Source organism: Streptomyces doebereineriae, assembly GCF_031845645.1.
Taxonomy (GTDB): Bacteria; Actinomycetota; Actinomycetes; order Streptomycetales; family Streptomycetaceae; genus Streptomyces; species Streptomyces canus.
On the sequence record NZ_JAVREZ010000002.1, the window covers coordinates 96,443 to 113,319 of the forward strand.

General features: G+C 71.0%; 10 protein-coding genes. All 10 read right to left on the reverse strand.

Annotated elements, in window-relative coordinates; all coding sequences use genetic code 11:
- Window positions 1–18: 18 nt before the first annotated feature.
- The 10 genes from RNB18_RS06015 to bldG all read right to left on the reverse strand — a co-directional run bounded on the left by RNB18_RS06015 (window position 19) and on the right by bldG (window position 16,835).
- Window positions 19–1,224: a DNA polymerase III subunit delta' gene (locus tag RNB18_RS06015; RefSeq protein WP_311713112.1), complete on the reverse strand. Its 1,206-nt coding sequence runs from the start codon at window positions 1,222–1,224 to the stop codon at window positions 19–21.
- A gap of 140 nt (window positions 1,225–1,364) precedes the next feature.
- Window positions 1,365–4,550, reverse strand: a complete 3,186-nt coding sequence (tmk, locus tag RNB18_RS06020; RefSeq protein ID WP_311713113.1) for a dTMP kinase — start codon at window positions 4,548–4,550, stop codon at window positions 1,365–1,367.
- Between the two features lie 136 nt (window positions 4,551–4,686).
- A complete protein-coding gene (gene topA, locus RNB18_RS06025; RefSeq protein ID WP_311713114.1) occupies window positions 4,687–7,506 on the reverse strand; it encodes a type I DNA topoisomerase in 2,820 nt (939 codons plus the stop codon).
- 258 nt (window positions 7,507–7,764) lie between these two features.
- Window positions 7,765–7,962, reverse strand: a complete 198-nt coding sequence (locus RNB18_RS06030; protein ID WP_059209128.1) for a hypothetical protein — start codon at window positions 7,960–7,962, stop codon at window positions 7,765–7,767.
- A gap of 278 nt (window positions 7,963–8,240) precedes the next feature.
- Entirely contained in the window at window positions 8,241–10,571 is a 2,331-nt protein-coding gene (locus RNB18_RS06035; protein WP_311713115.1) for a serine/threonine-protein kinase, read from the reverse strand.
- Between the two features lie 193 nt (window positions 10,572–10,764).
- Complete coding sequence (locus RNB18_RS06040; RefSeq protein WP_394817593.1) at window positions 10,765–12,300, reverse strand: DUF7059 domain-containing protein; 1,536 nt, start codon at window positions 12,298–12,300, stop codon at window positions 10,765–10,767.
- 125 nt (window positions 12,301–12,425) lie between these two features.
- Window positions 12,426–13,025: a small secreted protein gene (locus tag RNB18_RS06045; RefSeq protein WP_311713117.1), complete on the reverse strand. Its 600-nt coding sequence runs from the start codon at window positions 13,023–13,025 to the stop codon at window positions 12,426–12,428.
- Between the two features lie 215 nt (window positions 13,026–13,240).
- On the reverse strand, window positions 13,241–15,649 hold the full coding sequence (locus tag RNB18_RS06050) for a sodium-translocating pyrophosphatase (protein ID WP_311713118.1): 2,409 nt from the start codon (window positions 15,647–15,649) through the stop codon (window positions 13,241–13,243).
- A 287-nt stretch (window positions 15,650–15,936) separates the two neighbouring features.
- Entirely contained in the window at window positions 15,937–16,374 is a 438-nt protein-coding gene (locus RNB18_RS06055; protein WP_266515708.1) for an ATP-binding protein, read from the reverse strand.
- A 119-nt stretch (window positions 16,375–16,493) separates the two neighbouring features.
- On the reverse strand, window positions 16,494–16,835 hold the full coding sequence (bldG, locus tag RNB18_RS06060; protein ID WP_024885807.1) for an anti-sigma factor antagonist BldG: 342 nt from the start codon (window positions 16,833–16,835) through the stop codon (window positions 16,494–16,496).
- Between the last annotated feature and the right edge of the window lie 42 nt (window positions 16,836–16,877).

Sequence of the window (16,877 nt, forward strand, 5' to 3'; positions counted from 1 at the left end):
CTCGTACGAGTGACGTGGTCAACCCGCTCTGAGCGCCATCGTCATCGCCTCCACCGCGAGCAGCGGGGCCACATTGCGGTCGAGAGCCTCACGGCAGGCGCCGATCGCCTCGATACGGCGGAGCGTGGTCTCCGGGGAGCCACCGCGGGCGAGCCGCTCCAGGGCGTCCTCGGCGTCCGCGTTGGCGATCGCCACCCGTGAGCCGAGCTGGAGGGCGAGGACATCGCGGTAGAAGGCGGTGAGGTCGGTCAGGGCCAGGTCGAGGCTGTCGCGCTGGGTGCGGGTGCGTCGGCGCTTCTGTCTGTCCTCCAGGTCCTTCATCACGCCCGCCGTGCCGCGGGGCATCCGGCCGCCCTGGGAGGCGCCCATCGCGGCCTTCAGCTCCTCGGTCTCCTTGCCGTCCATCTCCTCGGCGAGCTGCTTGGCGTCGTCAGCCGCCGCGTCGACGAGTTCCTGCGCCGCCCTGAGGCAGCCGCCGACGTCCTCGACGCGCAAGGGCAGCTTCAGTACTGCGGCGCGGCGTTCGCGGGCGGCCGGGTCGGTGGCGAGGCGGCGGGCCCGGTCGACATGGCCCTGAGTGGCACGGGCGGCGGCCATCGCGGCGGCGGGCTCGATGCCCTCCCGGCGCACGAGCATGTCGGCGACGGCCTCCACGGAGGGGGTGCTCAGGTTCAGGTGGCGGCAGCGGGAGCGGATCGTCGGCAGGACGTCCTCGATGGACGGCGCGCACAGCAGCCACACGGTACGGGGGGCGGGCTCCTCCACGGCCTTGAGGACCGCGTTGGCGGACTTCTCGTTCAGCCGCTCGGCGTCCTCGACCAGGATGATCTGCCAGCGGCCGGTCGCCGGCGAGGTGAACGACTTCCTGACGGTGTCCCGCATGTCGTCGGCGAGGATCTGGCTGCCGACGGCGGCCACGGAGGTGACGTCGGCGTGGGTGCCGATGAGTGCCGTATGACACCCGTCACAGAAACCGCAGCCGGGGATCCCCCCGAGAGCGCGGTCCGGACTGACGCACTGCAGCGCGGCCGCGAAGGCCCTCGCCGCCTGGTTCCGGCCCGCTCCGGGCGGTCCCGTGAACAGCCAGGCATGCGTCATCTTGGACGCCTCGGGCGGCGGGGTGCCGGTGGTGGCGGCGGTGACCTGGGCGTCGGCGTCCCGAGCGGCGGCAGCGAGCTGCTCGCTCACCCTCTCCTGGCCGACCAGGTCGTCCCATACGGTCATGGGTCACGCCGCCCTTTCGTCATGTTTCGCGCTACGGGATCCATTGTGGGGGCGACCACTGACAACGGGGCCGACAGTCGGTTGTCGGCCCCGGTCCGGTGGGGGCCGGCCACAACCCACCCGCACCCGTAGAACGACCGCTACCGCCCCCGACGCCGGCCGCGATCGTCCCCGTACTCGTCGTCATGCGGCCCGAGCAACTCATCGGCGAGCGTAGGAAGATCGTCCAACGGCGTCTCCTCGGCCCAGTCCGACCGCGCCCTCCGCCGAGGCGTCCCCGTCTCGTCGACCTGCGGCAGCTCCCGCGTCCGCTCCTCGTCGCGGAAGTACCCCGGCGGCACCCGATCCGAGGGCCCCTCCCCCGACACAGGAGGCAGCACGGCCGTCTCGTCGGCGGAACCCGGAGCCACCGGCGGCAGCACCGCGGTCTCATCGGCAGCCCCCGGTGGGACAGGAGGCAGCACCGCGGTCTCGTCCGCCGCACCCGGAGGCACCGGCGGCTGCGGCAGCTCGGCCGTCACCTCCGAGTCGGCACCACCGGAACCGGAGTCCGACTCACCGCCGTCCTCCTCCCCCTTGTCCATCCGGACCCGGGGCAGCACAGCCGTCTCGTCCACCGGCCCGCCCGACGCGTTCGTCGGCGTCACCACAGGCGTGGGCACGGTCGCCGCGTCCATCCCCGCAGTGGGAGTGGCGGCCTGCTTGGGCCCCGCCTCCGCCGCCGCGGCCGCGGACTCGGCGAGCCGCCGGGCCTCCTCCGCCCGCAGCAACGCCTCCTCGGCCTTGCGCTGCTTCTCCAGCCGGCGCTCCTCGGCCTCGGCACGCAGTCGCGCCTCTTCCTCGGCCCGCTTACGGGCGGCCTCTTCCTGGGCCTTGCGCCGTGCCTCTTCCTCGGCGCGCGCCTTCTCCTCGGCGAGGAGACGTACCCGCTCCTCCTCGGCCCGCCTGCGCGCTTCCTCGGCCCGCAGCCGGGCCTCCTCCGCCTGCCGCTCGGCCTCGCGACGCTGGGCCTCCTCCAGCTCGCGCCGCTTGCGCTCCTCCTCCTCGGCCTTCAGCCGGGCCAGCTGCTCCTGGCGCTCACGCTCCAGGCGCTCCTCCTCGGCCTTGCGCGCGGCCTCTTCCTCGGCCTTGCGGCGCGCTTCCTCCTCGGCCTTGCGCCGGGCCTCTTCCTGCTCCCGGATCTCCTGCTCGGACAGCGGCAGCATCTGGTCGAGCCGATGCCGTACGACGGTGGTGACGGCCTCGGGCTCCTGTCCCGCGTCCACGACCAGGTACCGCCCGGGGTCGGCGGCGGCCAGCGTGAGGAATCCGGACCGCACGCGCGCGTGGAACTCCGCCGGCTCCGACTCCAGCCGGTCCGGCGCCTCGGTGAACCGCTCGCGGGCGATCTCCGGGGACACGTCCAGCAGGACGGTCAGATGAGGCACCAGACCGTCCGTCGCCCAGCGGTTGATGCGGGCGATCTCCGTCGGGGACAGGTCGCGCCCGGCGCCCTGGTAGGCCACGGAGGAGTCGATGTAGCGGTCGGAGATCACGACCGCACCTCGCTCCAGTGCGGGCCTGACCACGGTGTCCACATGCTCCGCGCGGTCCGCCGCGTACAGCAGGGCCTCCGCCCGGTGCGAGAGCCCGGCGCTCGACACGTCGAGCAGGATCGACCGCAGCCGCTTGCCGACCGGGGTCGCCCCCGGCTCGCGCGTCACCACGACCTCGTGGCCCTTGGCCCGGATCCACTCGGCGAGCGCCTCGGCCTGGGTGGACTTCCCGGCCCCGTCGCCGCCCTCCAGCGCGATGAAGAAGCCATTGTCGGCGGGCACGGTCACCGGGTCGTCGCCGCCGAGCAGCGCGTCCCGCAGGTCGTGCCGCAGGGGGACGCCGGACCGGTCGTCGACCTTGGCCAGCACCAGCGCGGCGACCGGCAGCAGCAGCGCGCCGACCAGCATCAGGGTGAACGCGGCGCCGCCGTGCGCGAACACGAACTTGCCGTTCACCAGCCGGTGCGGACCGATCGCCGCGGCCACCACGGGGGCGACGAGCGCGCCGAGCGCCACGCCGACCCGCACGACCGCGTGCAGATGCTCGGTGGTCCGCGCCCGCCGGTACTCCTCGGTCTCCTGGTCGAGCAGGGTGTGCCCGGTGTTGGCGGCCACACCCGCGCCGACACCGGCCAACGCGTCGATCAGCAGCACGGTGGTGACGTCCGGCACGAGCCCGGCGGCCAGCAGGGCGATGCCGGTGAACGCGATCGCCAGCGCGAGCAGCCGGCGCCGCGACAGCGAGACCAGCACCTTGGGAGCCGTACGGACACCGACCACGACACCGCCGGTCAGCGCGGCCACCATCAGGCCGTACATCACCGGGCCGCCGCCCAGGTCCTTGGCGTGCAGCACGGCGACGGCCACGGCGGCCGCGATCGCCACGGCGACGGCCGCGCAGGCCGCCACCAGCAGCGGAATCGCGCCGGTACGGCCCTTGTCGACGCCGGTGCCCGTCTTGGGCCGGCGCAGCCCCTCCAGCGGCGAACGCGCGCGCGGGGTGCGCGTGCCGGGCAGTTCCAGGAAGGTCAGCACGGACAGGGACGCGGCGAACAGACCGGCCGCGACGTACGACGCGAGGGCCGCCTGGTGCTGTCCGAACCAGTCGAGGCCGGAGCCCAGCAGGTTGTTGAGCAGGCCGGCGATGACGAGCGCGGCACCGGCCAGCGGGATCGCCACGAAGGTCGTCCGCAGCGACAGGCGGCGCAGTGCGTCCAGGTGGTCGGGCAGCGGTCGTACCGTCGCCCCCTCCGGGGGAGGTTCCGGCAGCAGGGCTGGCGCCGCGCTCTCACGGCACACGGTCCAGAAGCGCTCGGCGACGCCGATCACGAAGGCGGTCACCAGGAGCATCGCGAGGGCGTTGTCCGGCGTCCAGTCGATCCACAGCGGCGCGACGATGAGCAGGGCGAGCCTGACTCCGTCCGCGCCGACCATGGTCCACCGGCGGTCGAGCGGCCCCTCGTGCGAAGTGAGCGACGTCAGCGGGCCGAGCAGAACGGCGCCGAAGAGCAGCGTCGCCAGGATGCGCGTACCGAAGACGGTCGCCACTGCGAACGCCACGCCCCGGTAGCCGCCGCCGAACGAGCCCTGGGCGATGGCCGCCTGAAGGGCCAGCAGCACCAGCACCAGGAGCGCGAGGGTGTCGCCGATCCCGCCGACGAGCTGGGCGCTCCACAGGCGTTTGAGCTGGGGCCTGCGCAGCAGGGCGCGGACGGCGCGCTCGCGGGAGTCCGCGACCAGGGCGTCGTCGGGGGCCGGGTTAAGGGCCGTTGGCTGCTCGGCACGGGTCATGCAATCAGCCTATCGGCAGCCACCGACAGCCCGGGGAGCGCGTCCGCAGGTGTGCACGCCCCGACACCAAAGTGATGCCGGGGCGTTCGCATTGCGAAGCCTCAGTGGAGGATTCAGGCCCGAAACAGGGCCGGACTCAGTCCTCGGACGCCGTCTTGGAAGCCGTCGCCTTCTTGGCGGTGGTCTTCTTCGCCGTCGTCTTCTTGGCGGCCGTGGTCGTCTTCTTCGCCGCGGTCTTGGCGGCCGTCGCCTTCTTGGCCGGGGCCTTCTTGGCGGGCGCCTTCTTCGCCGTCTTCTTGACGGGCGCCTTCGCCCGCTTCTCGGCGAGCAGTTCGAAACCGCGCTCCGGGGTGATCTCCTCGACGCTGTCGCCGGAGCGCAGGGTCGCGTTGGTCTCCCCGTCGGTCACGTACGGTCCGAAGCGGCCGTCCTTGACCACGACCGGCTTCTCGCTGACCGGGTCGGTGCCCAGCTCCTTCAGCGGCGGCTTGGCGGCGGCCCGGCCACGCTGCTTGGGCTGGGCGTAGATCGCCAGCGCCTCTTCGAGGGTGATCGTGAAGAGCTGGTCCTCGGTCTGCAGCGAGCGCGAGTCCGTGCCCTTCTTCAGATACGGCCCATAGCGGCCGTTCTGCGCGGTGATCTCCTGGCCCTCGGCGTCGGCGCCCACGACACGCGGCAGCGACATCAGCTTGAGCGCGTCCGCGAGGGTCACCGTGTCCAGGGACATCGACTTGAACAGCGAGGCCGTACGCGGCTTCACGGCGTTCTTGCCGGTCTTCGGGGTGCCCTCGGGGAGCACCTCGGTGACGTACGGGCCGTAGCGGCCGTCGCGGGCGATGATCTGGTGACCCGTCACCGGGTCGGCGCCGAGCTCGAAGTCACCGCTCGGCTTGGCGAGCAGCTCCTCCGCGAGCTCTACGGACAGCTCGTCGGGCGCCAGATCCTCGGGGACGTCCGCCCGCTGGTGGTTCTCGGAGTCCTTCTCGCCGCGCTCGATGTACGGGCCGTAGCGGCCGACCCTGAGCACGATGTCGTTGCCCACCGGGAAGGACGACACCTCGCGCGCGTCGATGGCGCCCAGGTCGGTCACCAGCTCCTTGAGACCGCCGAGGTGGTCCCCGTCGCCGTTGCCGGCGTCCGCGGCACCGCCCCCGCCGCTGCCCTCGCCGAAGTAGAAGCGCCTGAGCCACGGCACGGCCTGCGCCTCACCGCGGGCGATGCGGTCGAGGTCGTCCTCCATCCTGGCGGTGAAGTCGTAGTCGACGAGCCGGCCGAAGTGCTTCTCCAGGAGGTTGACCACGGCGAAGGACAGGAAGGACGGCACCAGTGCCGTGCCCTTCTTGAAGACATAGCCGCGGTCGAGGATCGTGCCGATGATCGACGCGTACGTCGACGGGCGGCCGATCTCGCGCTCTTCGAGCTCCTTGACCAGGCTGGCCTCGGTGTAGCGGGCCGGGGGCTTGGTGGCATGCCCGTCGACCGTGATCTCCTCGGCGCTCAGGGCGTCGCCCTCGGCGACCTGGGGCAGCCTGCGCTCGCGGTCGTCCAGCTCGGCGTTCGGGTCGTCGGCGCCTTCGACGTAGGCCTTGAGGAAGCCGTGGAAGGTGATCGTCTTGCCGGAGGCGCTGAACTCGACGTCCCGCCCGTCGGCGGCGGTGCCACCGATCTTCACGGTCACGCTGTTGCCGGTCGCGTCCTTCATCTGCGAGGCGACCGTGCGCTTCCAGATCAGCTCGTAGAGCTTGAACTGGTCGCCTGTCAGGCCGGTCTCGGCGGGCGTACGGAAACGATCACCCGAGGGGCGGATCGCCTCGTGCGCCTCCTGCGCGTTCTTGACCTTCCCGGCGTAGGTGCGCGGGGACGACGGCAGGTACTCGGCGCCGTACAACTGCGTGACCTGGGCGCGGGCCGCGGTGATGGCGGTCTCGCTCAGGGTCGTGGAGTCCGTACGCATATAGGTGATGAAGCCGTTCTCGTACAGCTTCTGGGCCACCTGCATGGTCGCCTTCGCGCCGAAGCCGAGCTTGCGCGAGGCCTCCTGCTGGAGGGTCGTCGTACGGAACGGGGCGTACGGCGAGCGGCGGTACGGCTTGGACTCGACCGAGCGGACCGCGAACCGCGTCTGCTCCAGGGCCGCGGCCAGGGCGCGGGCATTGGCCTCGTCGAGGTGGAGGGTGTTCGCGCTCTTCAGTTGTCCCACGGAGTCGAAGTCGCGGCCCTGCGCGACCCGCCTGCCGTCGACGGTCTGGAGGCGGGCGACCAGCGACGACGGGTCCGAGGAGTCCCCCGCGCGGCCGGTCGCGAAGGTGCCCGTCAGGTCCCAGTACTCGGCAGAACGAAACGCGATGCGCTCGCGCTCCCGCTCCACGACGAGCCGGGTCGCGACCGACTGGACACGGCCGGCCGACAGGCGCGGCATGACCTTCTTCCACAGGACCGGCGAGACCTCGTAGCCGTAGAGGCGGTCGAGGATGCGGCGGGTCTCCTGGGCGTCGACCAGCTTCTGGTTCAGCTCGCGCGGGTTGGCGACGGCGGCCTGGATCGCGGCCTTGGTGATCTCGTGGAAGACCATCCGCTTGACCGGGACCTTGGGCTTGAGCACCTCCTGGAGGTGCCAGGCGATCGCCTCGCCCTCGCGGTCCTCATCGGTGGCGAGGAAGAGCTCGTCGGAGTCCTTCAGCAGATCCTTGAGCTTCTTGACCTGGGCCCGCTTGTCGGCGTTGACGACATAGATCGGCTCGAAGTCGTGCTCGACGTCCACGCCGAGGCGGCGGACCTCGCCGGTGTACTTCTCGGGCACCTCCGCGGCGCCGTTGGGGAGGTCGCGGATGTGCCCGACGCTCGCCTCGACGACGTATCCGGGGCCGAGATAGCCCTTGATCGTCTTCGCCTTGGCAGGCGACTCGACGATGACGAGTCGGCGGCCGCCCTTTGCGGTCTCGCTGGTCGGGGACAACTTCGCTCTTCTCTCCGGTCGACACTGGGGTCTCCCCAGGCCTTGGTTCCCGGGGTCGGGTCATGCTGACGCTGCGGAGTGTGACGGTACATCCCGCCCCCGTGTCAAACGGGAAAAGCCCGCAACGGCCACTCGAACGGTAACCCGACTACCGCCATTCCTGCCGCCCCGAGCGCCCACCGGCCTTTTCGAGCTCATCCGGAGGGTGACCTCCCCATTACTGGTCGACCCACTCGCGCAGACGTTCCGGGAGCCGTCCTAGAGGCGGGTGAAGCACCATGCGGCGAGGGCCAGCGTGATGAGCGCGGCGAGGGTCGCGACGGTCGCGGATGCGACGGGACTCACACCGTGGGCGACAGGTTCACGATGGCGCACCCGGGCCGCGGTCCACACCAGCAGCCCTCCCCCGAACAGGGCGAACACCATTCCCGCGAAGATCGCCGGTCCGCTCTCCATGGCTCCCCGTGGCCCCTTTTCTCCCGCCCGCGCGTGCACCTTCGATGGAGACTGGCACGCGCGGGCGGCGGACAGACGAACCCCGGGTGAACGCCGCGCCGACACGACCGCGGACTCCCCCTGACCGGCCCTCGGCCGACCACCGGATCGGCACCCCGGCCATCCCGGTCGACCGTCCCGGTCGACCACAAATCTCATCCGGTTCACGTTCGGCTCTCACCCGGATCCGCGCTTCTCCGAGGGAGCGCGACCGGATTCGGCGCGGAAACCGACCGGATTCAGACCGCGCCGGGCGGGGGTATCTTCCCGCTCGACTTCTTGTTGTCGGTCAGGCTGACCGTGCACACGATCTTGTTGAATCCCTTCTTCCAGTCGTCCTCGTCGGCCACCCAGCCGTACACGAGACGCTCCTGATCAGGCGCCCAGGTCGACTCGAATTTGTTGCCGCACAACTTGGTCGCGTTGTCGGTGCCCTTCTTGTAGGTCATTTCGGCCGGGGCCTGAACAGTGCCGATCACTTGGTCGGTGTGGGCTTTCGAGCAGTCGGTGAGCGGAGCCTTGTAGCCGTCGTCGAGCTGCTGGTAGACCCAGCAGTCGCCGACGCTCATCTGCCCCACCCACAAGTCGGTGCCCAGGTCCCGGAAGCGGCCCACCTCGCCGCCTATCGCGGCATGGCGGCCGAGTACGAGACATGCCGTACCGCTGCCCGCCGCACCGAAGCCCTCCTCGGTCGGCACGACGGCGTACCCGGCCGCGTCCGGCAGCGCGTCCACGACGGCACGGCTCAGGTTCGCGCAGCGTTTCGCGCCCTGGGCCCTGGCGTCGGCGAAGTCGGTGGCCGTGTCGACGGCCACCACCTGGCCGTCCGGCCAGTCGTCCGCGCAGTCCACGACCCCCAGGTTCGGCGCCGACTTGAACGGCGTCCCCGACCAGACCGCCTGCACGCAGTCCCCGGTCTCCAGGGGCTCGTCGAGCCCGACCACCTCGCCGTACGGCAGCACGGGCCCGGTGGGCGACGCCCCCTGTGACGAACGCGTGCTCGTGCTCGGCGAGGACTTGGTCGCCGTGTCCTTCCTGCCGTCGTCCCCGGTCAGCGACATGACTCCCCACGCACCGCCCGCGACGACGAGAAGTACACCGACGACGAGAGCGACGAGCGCGAGGCGTTTCTTGGCGGCGGGGCGCGGCGTCGGGGGCGGGGGCGGGGCCAACGAGAACGGCGCCCGGCCTCCGGGTCCGCCCGGACCGACGGACCCGCCGTAGGCGGTGGGTGCGCCGGCGGCGGTGGGGCTGCCGGGCGCACCCGAGCCGCCGTATCCAGCGGGCGTCCCGCTCCCGTACGGCGGCGAGGAGCCACCGCCCGAGTACGGCGCGGAAGCTCCACCGCCGTAGGGGGAGCCCGGACCAGCGCCGCCGTACGGCGGCGAGGAGCCATACGGCGAACCCGCCCCCTGCGCATAGGGGTTGCCCCGTTCCGGCGCCTGCCCTGCCGCGGGCGGCCATGGGCTGTACGGCGACGCCGAGCCAGGTGTCACCCCCGGCGTGGCCGGTTCCCCGGGGCCGGGGCGCGTGTCGGCCGCGCCTGCTCCAGCAGGGCTCGCGTCGGCCGGACCACCGCCTCCGGCAGCGCCTCCCGGAGTGTGCGGCGTCTGCGGAGTCCCCGGCGCCGGCCCCCAGCCACCGACAGGCGGCCCGAATCCTCCCGCCGAGGAGCCGTGCCCCGGCCCCGCCGCACCCCCGGCCCCCTGCACAACCCGCTCCAGCCCCCGCTTCACCGTCTCCGGCGAGAACCTGCGCACGGGATCCTTGACCAGCAACCCCAGCAGCACCGGCGTGAGTTCACCGGCCCGGGCGGGCGGGGTGGGGTCCTCTCCCAGCAGGGCCGTCAGCGTGGCGAACTCGCCGTGGCGGTCGAAGGGGCCGCGGCCCTCGACAGTGGCGTACAGCGTGGCGCCCAGGGAGAACAGGTCGGCTGCCGGAGTGGGCGGTTCGCCCCGGGCGCGCTCCGGCGCGAGATAGCCCGGGGTGCCGAGGATTCCCGCGGTCGCGGTGAGACGGGGCTCGCGGGACTCGGGCTGGAGGGCGATGCCGTAGTCGGTGAGCAGCACGCGCGCGTAGGGGTCGCCCGAAGCGTCCGGCGCCAGAAGGATGTTGGCCGGTTTCACATCCCTGTGGAGGATGCCGACGCGGTGCCCCGCGGTGAGGGCGTCGAGGACGGCGAGGCCGATGCGGGCCGCCTGCTCGGCCGACAGCGGCCCCGAACGCCGTACGACCGCCTGGAGGTCGACCGCGTCCGGCACGTGCTCCATGACGATCCACGGAAGCCCCTCGTGGACCACCACATCGTGCACCGTCGCCACATGTGGATGGCCGCGCAGCCGGGCCGCGTGCCGGGCCTCGCTGCGGGCCCGGGAAATGCGCTGGGCCGTTTCGCCCGCGTCCATCGGCGTGTCCGGAAGCGCGATCTCCTTCATCGCGACCTCGCAGGCCAGCTCGTCGTCGTACGCCAGCCAGACACGGCCCATGCCGCCCGCGCCGAGCGTCCGCAGCAGCCGGTACCGGCCGTTGATGGTCCTGCCTTCGCCCTGATCCGGCGTCTCCCCCGCCATCACGCCTCCCCCCGAGACCCGGGCACCGGGTCCGAGACAGCGCGCCTCCCCCGAGAACGCGTCAGCTCTGTCTCTCGAAGGTAGCTTCGCACCTGCCACTGACAGGAGCCCTTTTCCGGAGCAATCCCGCCAGAGCGGACACAGGGGCCTCAGGAGGTCGAGTCCGCCTCAGCCGTGGCCGGCCGGCGTCAGGTCACGCGGGCTCCAGGAACCCCTGCTCCACCAGCAGCCGGATCTGCGCGGGCGTTCGGTCGCGCAGCATGACCGGGTCCTCGCCCATGAGCTGGGCGATCGCGTCGAGAATGCGTCCCGCGCTCAGCGAGCCGTCGCACACACCGGCGAAGCCCGCGCCGACGGTGTCCACCTTCGTGGCCCGGCGCATCCCGCGGTGCTGGCGCAGCACCACGTGCTCCGGGTCCTCCGCGCCGGGCAGCCCGACCTGCTCCTGGATGATCTCGGGCGCGAGCCTGAAGTGGGCTTCCAGCAGGGCCGCGTCGTCGTGGGCGCGCAGGTAGTCGAGGCGTTCGAAGTGCGCCCTGACGGTGTCGCCGAGGGGCTGCTCGACCGGGTGCGGCCACTCCTCCACGGTGACCGAGGGCACGGCGGAGCCAGTCCTCCGTAGGGTGATCCAGCCGAAGCCGACGGCCTTCACCTTGCGCGCCTCGAACTCGTCCAGCCAGGCGTCGTAGAGCGCCTGGTATTCGGCCGGGTCGCCCCGGTGGTCACCGGCGTCCCTGAGCCACAGCTCGGCGTACTGCGTGACGTCCTGCACCTCGCGCTGCACGACCCACGCGTCGCACCCGCGCGGCACCCACGACCTGAGCCTGTCCTGCCAGTCCTCCCCCTCGACGTGCTGCCAGTTGGCGAGGAACTGCGCGAACCCGCCCTCGTTCAGCAACTCCCCCGCCCCCTGAACGACCGAGCGGCACAGATCGTCCCCGCCCATCCCGCCGTCGCGATACGTCAGCCGCGCGCCCGGCGAGATCACGAAAGGCGGGTTCGACACGATCAAGTCGTACATCTCCCCCTGCTTGAGCGGCTCGAACAGCGAGCCCTCCCGCAGATCGGCCGCCGGGGCCCCGGACAGCGCCAGCGTGAGCGCGGTGATGTGCAGCGCGCGCGGGTTGAGGTCGGTCGCCGTCACGCGCGTGGCGTGCTGTACGGCGTGCAGGGCCTGGATCCCGGAGCCGGTACCGACGTCGAGGGCGGAGGCGACGGGGGTACGGACGGTGAGGCCGGCCAGGGTCGTGGAGGCACCGCCGACCCCGAGGACGACACCCTCGTCCCGGCTGCCGATGCCGCCGGCTCCGCCGACGGCACAGCCGAGGTCCGACACGATGAACCAGTCCTCGCCGCCGGGTCCGCCGTACGGCCGTACGTCCACCGTCGCGGCCACCTCATCGCTGCCGACACGGACCAGCCAGCCGCTCTCCAGACAGGCGTCGACGGGCAGGACGTCCGCCACGCGCGCGTGGGTCACCGGCTGCTGGAGGAGGAACAGGCGTACGAGCACCGCCAGTGGGGAGTCCTCGCGGGTCGCCCGGAGCGCGGGCACGGTCTCGCTGCGCGCGAGCGCCGCGTACGCGGGCGCGCCGAGCAGTTCTAGCAGCCCGTCGGCGGTGAAGGAGGCCCCGATCAGGGCGTCCCGCAACTGGGCGGTGACGTCGGGACGGCCGGAGGCGGGGGCGGCGGGCAGCGTGGGCAGGCTGGAGGTACTCACGCCCTCCATTGTGGCCCGCGCCCGCCGCGCCGCACGCCTCACCGAGCCACTCGCGGCACCACTCAGCCACCCCGGCCGCTCAGCTACCGGCAGCCCCCAGGGACCCGCTCAGTCGTCGGCAGCCCGGAATGCGCTCAGCTGTCCGTCGCCGGCGCGGACGCCTCCGGCGACGTCGAGGCCTGCTTGCAGCCCGACTGCTCGGACAGTGCCTGCTTGGTGTCGCCCGACTCCAGGTCCTTCAGCGCGGTGAGCGCGGTCTGGCGCTGGGTCTCCACCTTCTTCATCTCGGCCGAGACCTCCTTGAGGCCGGTCGCGAACTTCGCCTGGTCCTTGGTGTTGAGCCCTTCCACCTGCGTCTTCATGTCGGCATAGGCGGCCGACAGGGCCGTGAGCTGCTTGACGGCGGCCTGGAGCTTCTTCTCACCGTCCTCGGCACCGGGAGGCGCCCCGGCGGTGCTGATGACCGTGGCGCGCGCCTTGTAGCCGTCGGACAGGTCCTGGAAGGCCTGGGAGTCGGCCTTCTGGAGCTCCGCCGGGGTGCTCTCGGTGTCCTCGGCCGCCTTGGTGATCGCGTCGTAGGCCGCCGTGATCTTCTTGTTCTGGGCCGGCACCAGGTCACAGACCTTCTTGGCCCAGGCGTCGAGTTCCTTGTTGTCCTCGCTGCCACTGCATCCCGTCAGCGCCAGTACCAGTACCGCACCGCCGGACAGTGCGGCCGCGAGCTTCTTGTTCACCGGATCGGTCCCTTCCGTGGCCTCTCAGCCCCCGGACCTTACACAGCACACGCACCACACCCGCGCACCGAATATCACATATAGACCCCTTTCATCCCCGTTCGCCCCAGGCGAGAGAAGCCTCACGACCGAGCGGCGCGCACGCACAAGGCGGGCGGGCGGCGCATGAACACGCGCCGCCCGCCCGCCCCTTGAGCTGGGCCTCGTGCCAGGATCTACGAAACCACCGCGGGATCCACCGACTTGGCCACCTTCTTCTCGTTGTCTTCGTCACCTACGGCGATGCCGCGCCGCTTGGAGACGTAGACCGCGCCGGCGATCACGAGGAACGCGAGAACGGCGATGAAGATCCGTACGCCGATGCTCTTGTCCTCGCCGTAGCTGAACTTGATCACCGCCGGGGCGATCAGCAACGCCACCAGGTTCATCACCTTCAGCAGCGGGTTGATCGCGGGCCCTGCGGTGTCCTTGAAGGGGTCGCCGACGGTGTCGCCGATCACTGTCGCGGCATGGGCCTCGCTGCCCTTGCCGCCGTGGTGACCGTCCTCGACGAGCTTCTTGGCGTTGTCCCAGGCACCGCCGGAGTTGGCCAGGAAGACCGCCATCAGGGTGCCCGCGCCGATCGCGCCCGCGAGGAACGCGCCGAGCGCGCCGACGCCGAGGGTGAACCCGATGAAGATCGGCGCCAGCACGGCGAGCAGACCGGGTGTGGTGAGTTCGCGCAGGGCGTCCCTGGTGCAGATGTCGACGACCTTGCCGTACTCCGGCTCCTCGCTGTAGTCCATGATCCCGGGATGGTCGCGGAACTGCCGCCGCACCTCGTACACCACGGAACCCGCCGACCTCGACACCGCGTTGATCGCCAGCCCCGAGAAGAGGAAGACGACCGCCGCGCCGGCGATCAGGCCGACGAGGTTGTTGGGCTGCGAAATGTCCATCATCAGGCTCATCGGCGCGCCGTCCCCGCTGAGCTTCTCGCCGACGTCCTGCGCGCCGGTCGTGATCGCGTCGCGGTACGACCCGAAGAGCGCCGATGCCGCGAGGACCGCGGTGGCGATGGCGATGCCCTTGGTGATGGCCTTGGTGGTGTTGCCGACGGCGTCCAGGTTGGTGAGCACCTGTGCGCCCGCGCCCTCGACGTCGCCGGACATCTCGGCGATGCCCTGGGCGTTGTCGGAGACCGGCCCGAAGGTGTCCATGGCGACGATCACACCGACCGTGGTGAGCAGGCCGGTGCCGGCCAGCGCCACCGCGAACAGCGCCAGCATGATCGAGGTGCCGCCGAGCAGGAACGCCCCGTAGACGCCGAGGCCGATCAGCAGGGCGGTGTAGACGGCCGACTCGAGACCGATCGAGATACCGGCGAGGACGACGGTGGCGGGCCCCGTGAGAGAGCTCTTGCCGATGTCCTGGACCGGGCGCCGGTTGGTCTCGGTGAAGTAGCCGGTCAGCTGCTGGATGACGGCGGCGAGCAGGATGCCGATCGATACGGCGACGAGCGCGAGGATCCGCGGGTCGCCGTCCCTTCCGCTGATCGCCGCGTCGGTGACGCCGTCGAGGTCGGCGTACTTCCCCGGGAGGTAGACGAAGACGGCGATCGCCACCAGCACGAGCGAGATCACCGCGGAGATGAAGAACCCGCGGTTGATCGCGGACATGCCGCTGCGGTCGGAGCGGCGCGGCGCGACCGCGAAGATGCCGATCATCGCGGTGATCACGCCGATCGCCGGGACGAGCAGCGGGAAGGCGAGTCCGGCGTCGCCGAAGGCCGCCTTGCCGAGGATCAGCGCGGCGACCAGGGTCACGGCGTACGACTCGAAGAGGTCGGCCGCCATGCCCGCGCAGTCGCCGACGTTGTCGCCCACGTTGTCGGCGATGGTCGCGGCGTTGCGCGGGTCGTCCTCCGGGATGCCCTGCTCGACCTTGCCGACCAGGTCGGCGCCGACGTCGGCGGCCTTGGTGAAGATGCCGCCGCCGACCCTCATGAACATCGCGATGAGCGCCGCGCCGAGACCGAAGCCCTCCAGGACCTTCGGCGCGTCGGCCGCGTACACCAGCACCACACAGGAGGCGCCCAGCAGACCGAGCCCCACCGTGAACATGCCGACCACGCCGCCCGTACGGAAAGCGATCTTCATGGCTTTGTGGGAGACGGCGGTGAGATCCTTTTCCGGCTCGCCTTCCGCCGGAGTGGCTTCCCGTGCCGCCGCGGCCACACGCACATTGCTGCGCACCGCGAGCCACATGCCGATATAGCCGGTGGCCGCCGAGAACGCGGCGCCGATCAAGAAGAACACGGATCGGCCTGCGCGCTGATTCCAGTCGTCCGCGGGCAGCAGCATGAGCAGGAAGAACACGACGACGGCGAATACGCCGAGCGTGCGCAGCTGGCGTGCCAGATAGGCGTTCGCGCCTTCCTGGATGGCCTTCGCGATCTTTTTCATGCTGTCGGTGCCCTCGCCGGCCGCGAGCACCTGGCGTACCAGGACCCCCGCCACCACGAGCGCCGCCAGGGCGACGACCGCGATGACCGCGATGAGCACCCGGTTGTCGTCGGTGAGCACCGCGGCCGCGAGGGTTGTTGTGGGCTGGTCCAACTGATCAGGGGTAGAAAGCCCCGCCATTCGTCCTCCTTGACGCTTGGGCTGAGCTCAAGATGTGGACGGATTGTAGGTACCCCGCCCTGATCAAAACAGGGCGCGGTAAACGGAATTCGCCTTTACAGAACCTGAAAGCAGTAATGCCCCGGGGGCATTCAAGACCGATATCTAGATCGTGAACCAATTCACGATATGCATCGCACCAGACCACTGTAGGCACAGAAAGCCCATGCCGACATGCGGAAGGGCCCCACCAGTGTGGTGGGGCCCTTCCGCATGTCGAACAGAAAACTGATTCGAACGGGTGAAAATCAGGGGAGCACTGCGGCCGGCGGCGTGGTCGGCCAGGTCATACGGATCTGTCCGCCGTGCTCTCCCGCGGTGACCTCGACATCGTCGACGAGGCCGCTGATGACCGCGAGGCCCATCTCGTCCTCCTCGGTCTCCACGTCGGGTTCCTCACCCAGGGCGCCCGGAGCCCGGTCACCCGGGGCCGAACGCGGCGCCTCGTCGCCGACCTCGATGGAGAACTGCTTCTCCTCCTCGATCAGCAGCACCTTGACCGGCGCGGTGATGCCGCCGCTCTGGTGCAGTCCGACGGCACGAGTGCAGGCCTCGCCGACAGCGAGTCTGACCTCGTCGAGGACGGCCTCGTCCACTCCGGACCTGCGCGCCACCGCTGCCGCCACCAGTCGGGCGGTCCTGACGTGCTCGGGCAGCGCGCTGAAACGGAGTTCAACGGTGGCCATGCGTCCCCCTCGGAACTACGGGCGTGCTGTCGGGGGACCGGGCCGCCGAAAGCCCGGACCCCTTCTTTTTGCTTCTGCCGACGTCCAGCTGCCGCCCCGGGCACGGGCCCGGGAACGAATCAGTCGGTCGCCGCCACCGCTTCCTCGACCGAGGTGTGGATCGGGAACACCTTGGTGAGGCCGGTGATACGAAAGATCTTGAGAATGCGCTCCTGGTTGCAGACCAGGCGCAGCGAGCCCTCATGGGCACGCACACGCTTCAGTCCGCCGACCAGTACGCCGAGCCCGGTGGAGTCGAGGAAGTCCACGCCCTCCATGTCGACGACAAGGTGGAAACTGCCGTCATTCACCAGCTCGACCAGCTGCTCGCGCAGCTTGGGCGCGGTATATACGTCGATTTCGCCACCGACCCTGACGATCGTGCGATCGCCGATGGTTTCGGTCGACAGAGACAGGTCCACGGATCCTCCAGCACCTTGCTATCGAGCGGTCGCCCCTCGGGA

What these genes read in the sequence shown, in the direction of transcription:
- RNB18_RS06035 (WP_311713115.1), bottom strand. Translation starts at nt 10,571, where the DNA reads ATGGCGGGGGAGACGCCGGATCAGGGCGAAGGCAGGACCATCAACGGC.
- RNB18_RS06050 (WP_311713118.1), bottom strand. Translation starts at nt 15,649, where the DNA reads ATGGCGGGGCTTTCTACCCCTGATCAGTTGGACCAGCCCACAACAACC.
- RNB18_RS06015 (WP_311713112.1), bottom strand. Translation starts at nt 1,224, where the DNA reads ATGACCGTATGGGACGACCTGGTCGGCCAGGAGAGGGTGAGCGAGCAG.
- RNB18_RS06040 (WP_394817593.1), bottom strand. Translation starts at nt 12,300, where the DNA reads ATGGAGGGCGTGAGTACCTCCAGCCTGCCCACGCTGCCCGCCGCCCCC.
- RNB18_RS06030 (WP_059209128.1), bottom strand. Translation starts at nt 7,962, where the DNA reads ATGGAGAGCGGACCGGCGATCTTCGCGGGAATGGTGTTCGCCCTGTTC.
- RNB18_RS06055 (WP_266515708.1), bottom strand. Translation starts at nt 16,374, where the DNA reads ATGGCCACCGTTGAACTCCGTTTCAGCGCGCTGCCCGAGCACGTCAGG.
- tmk (WP_311713113.1), bottom strand. Translation starts at nt 4,550, where the DNA reads ATGACCCGTGCCGAGCAGCCAACGGCCCTTAACCCGGCCCCCGACGAC.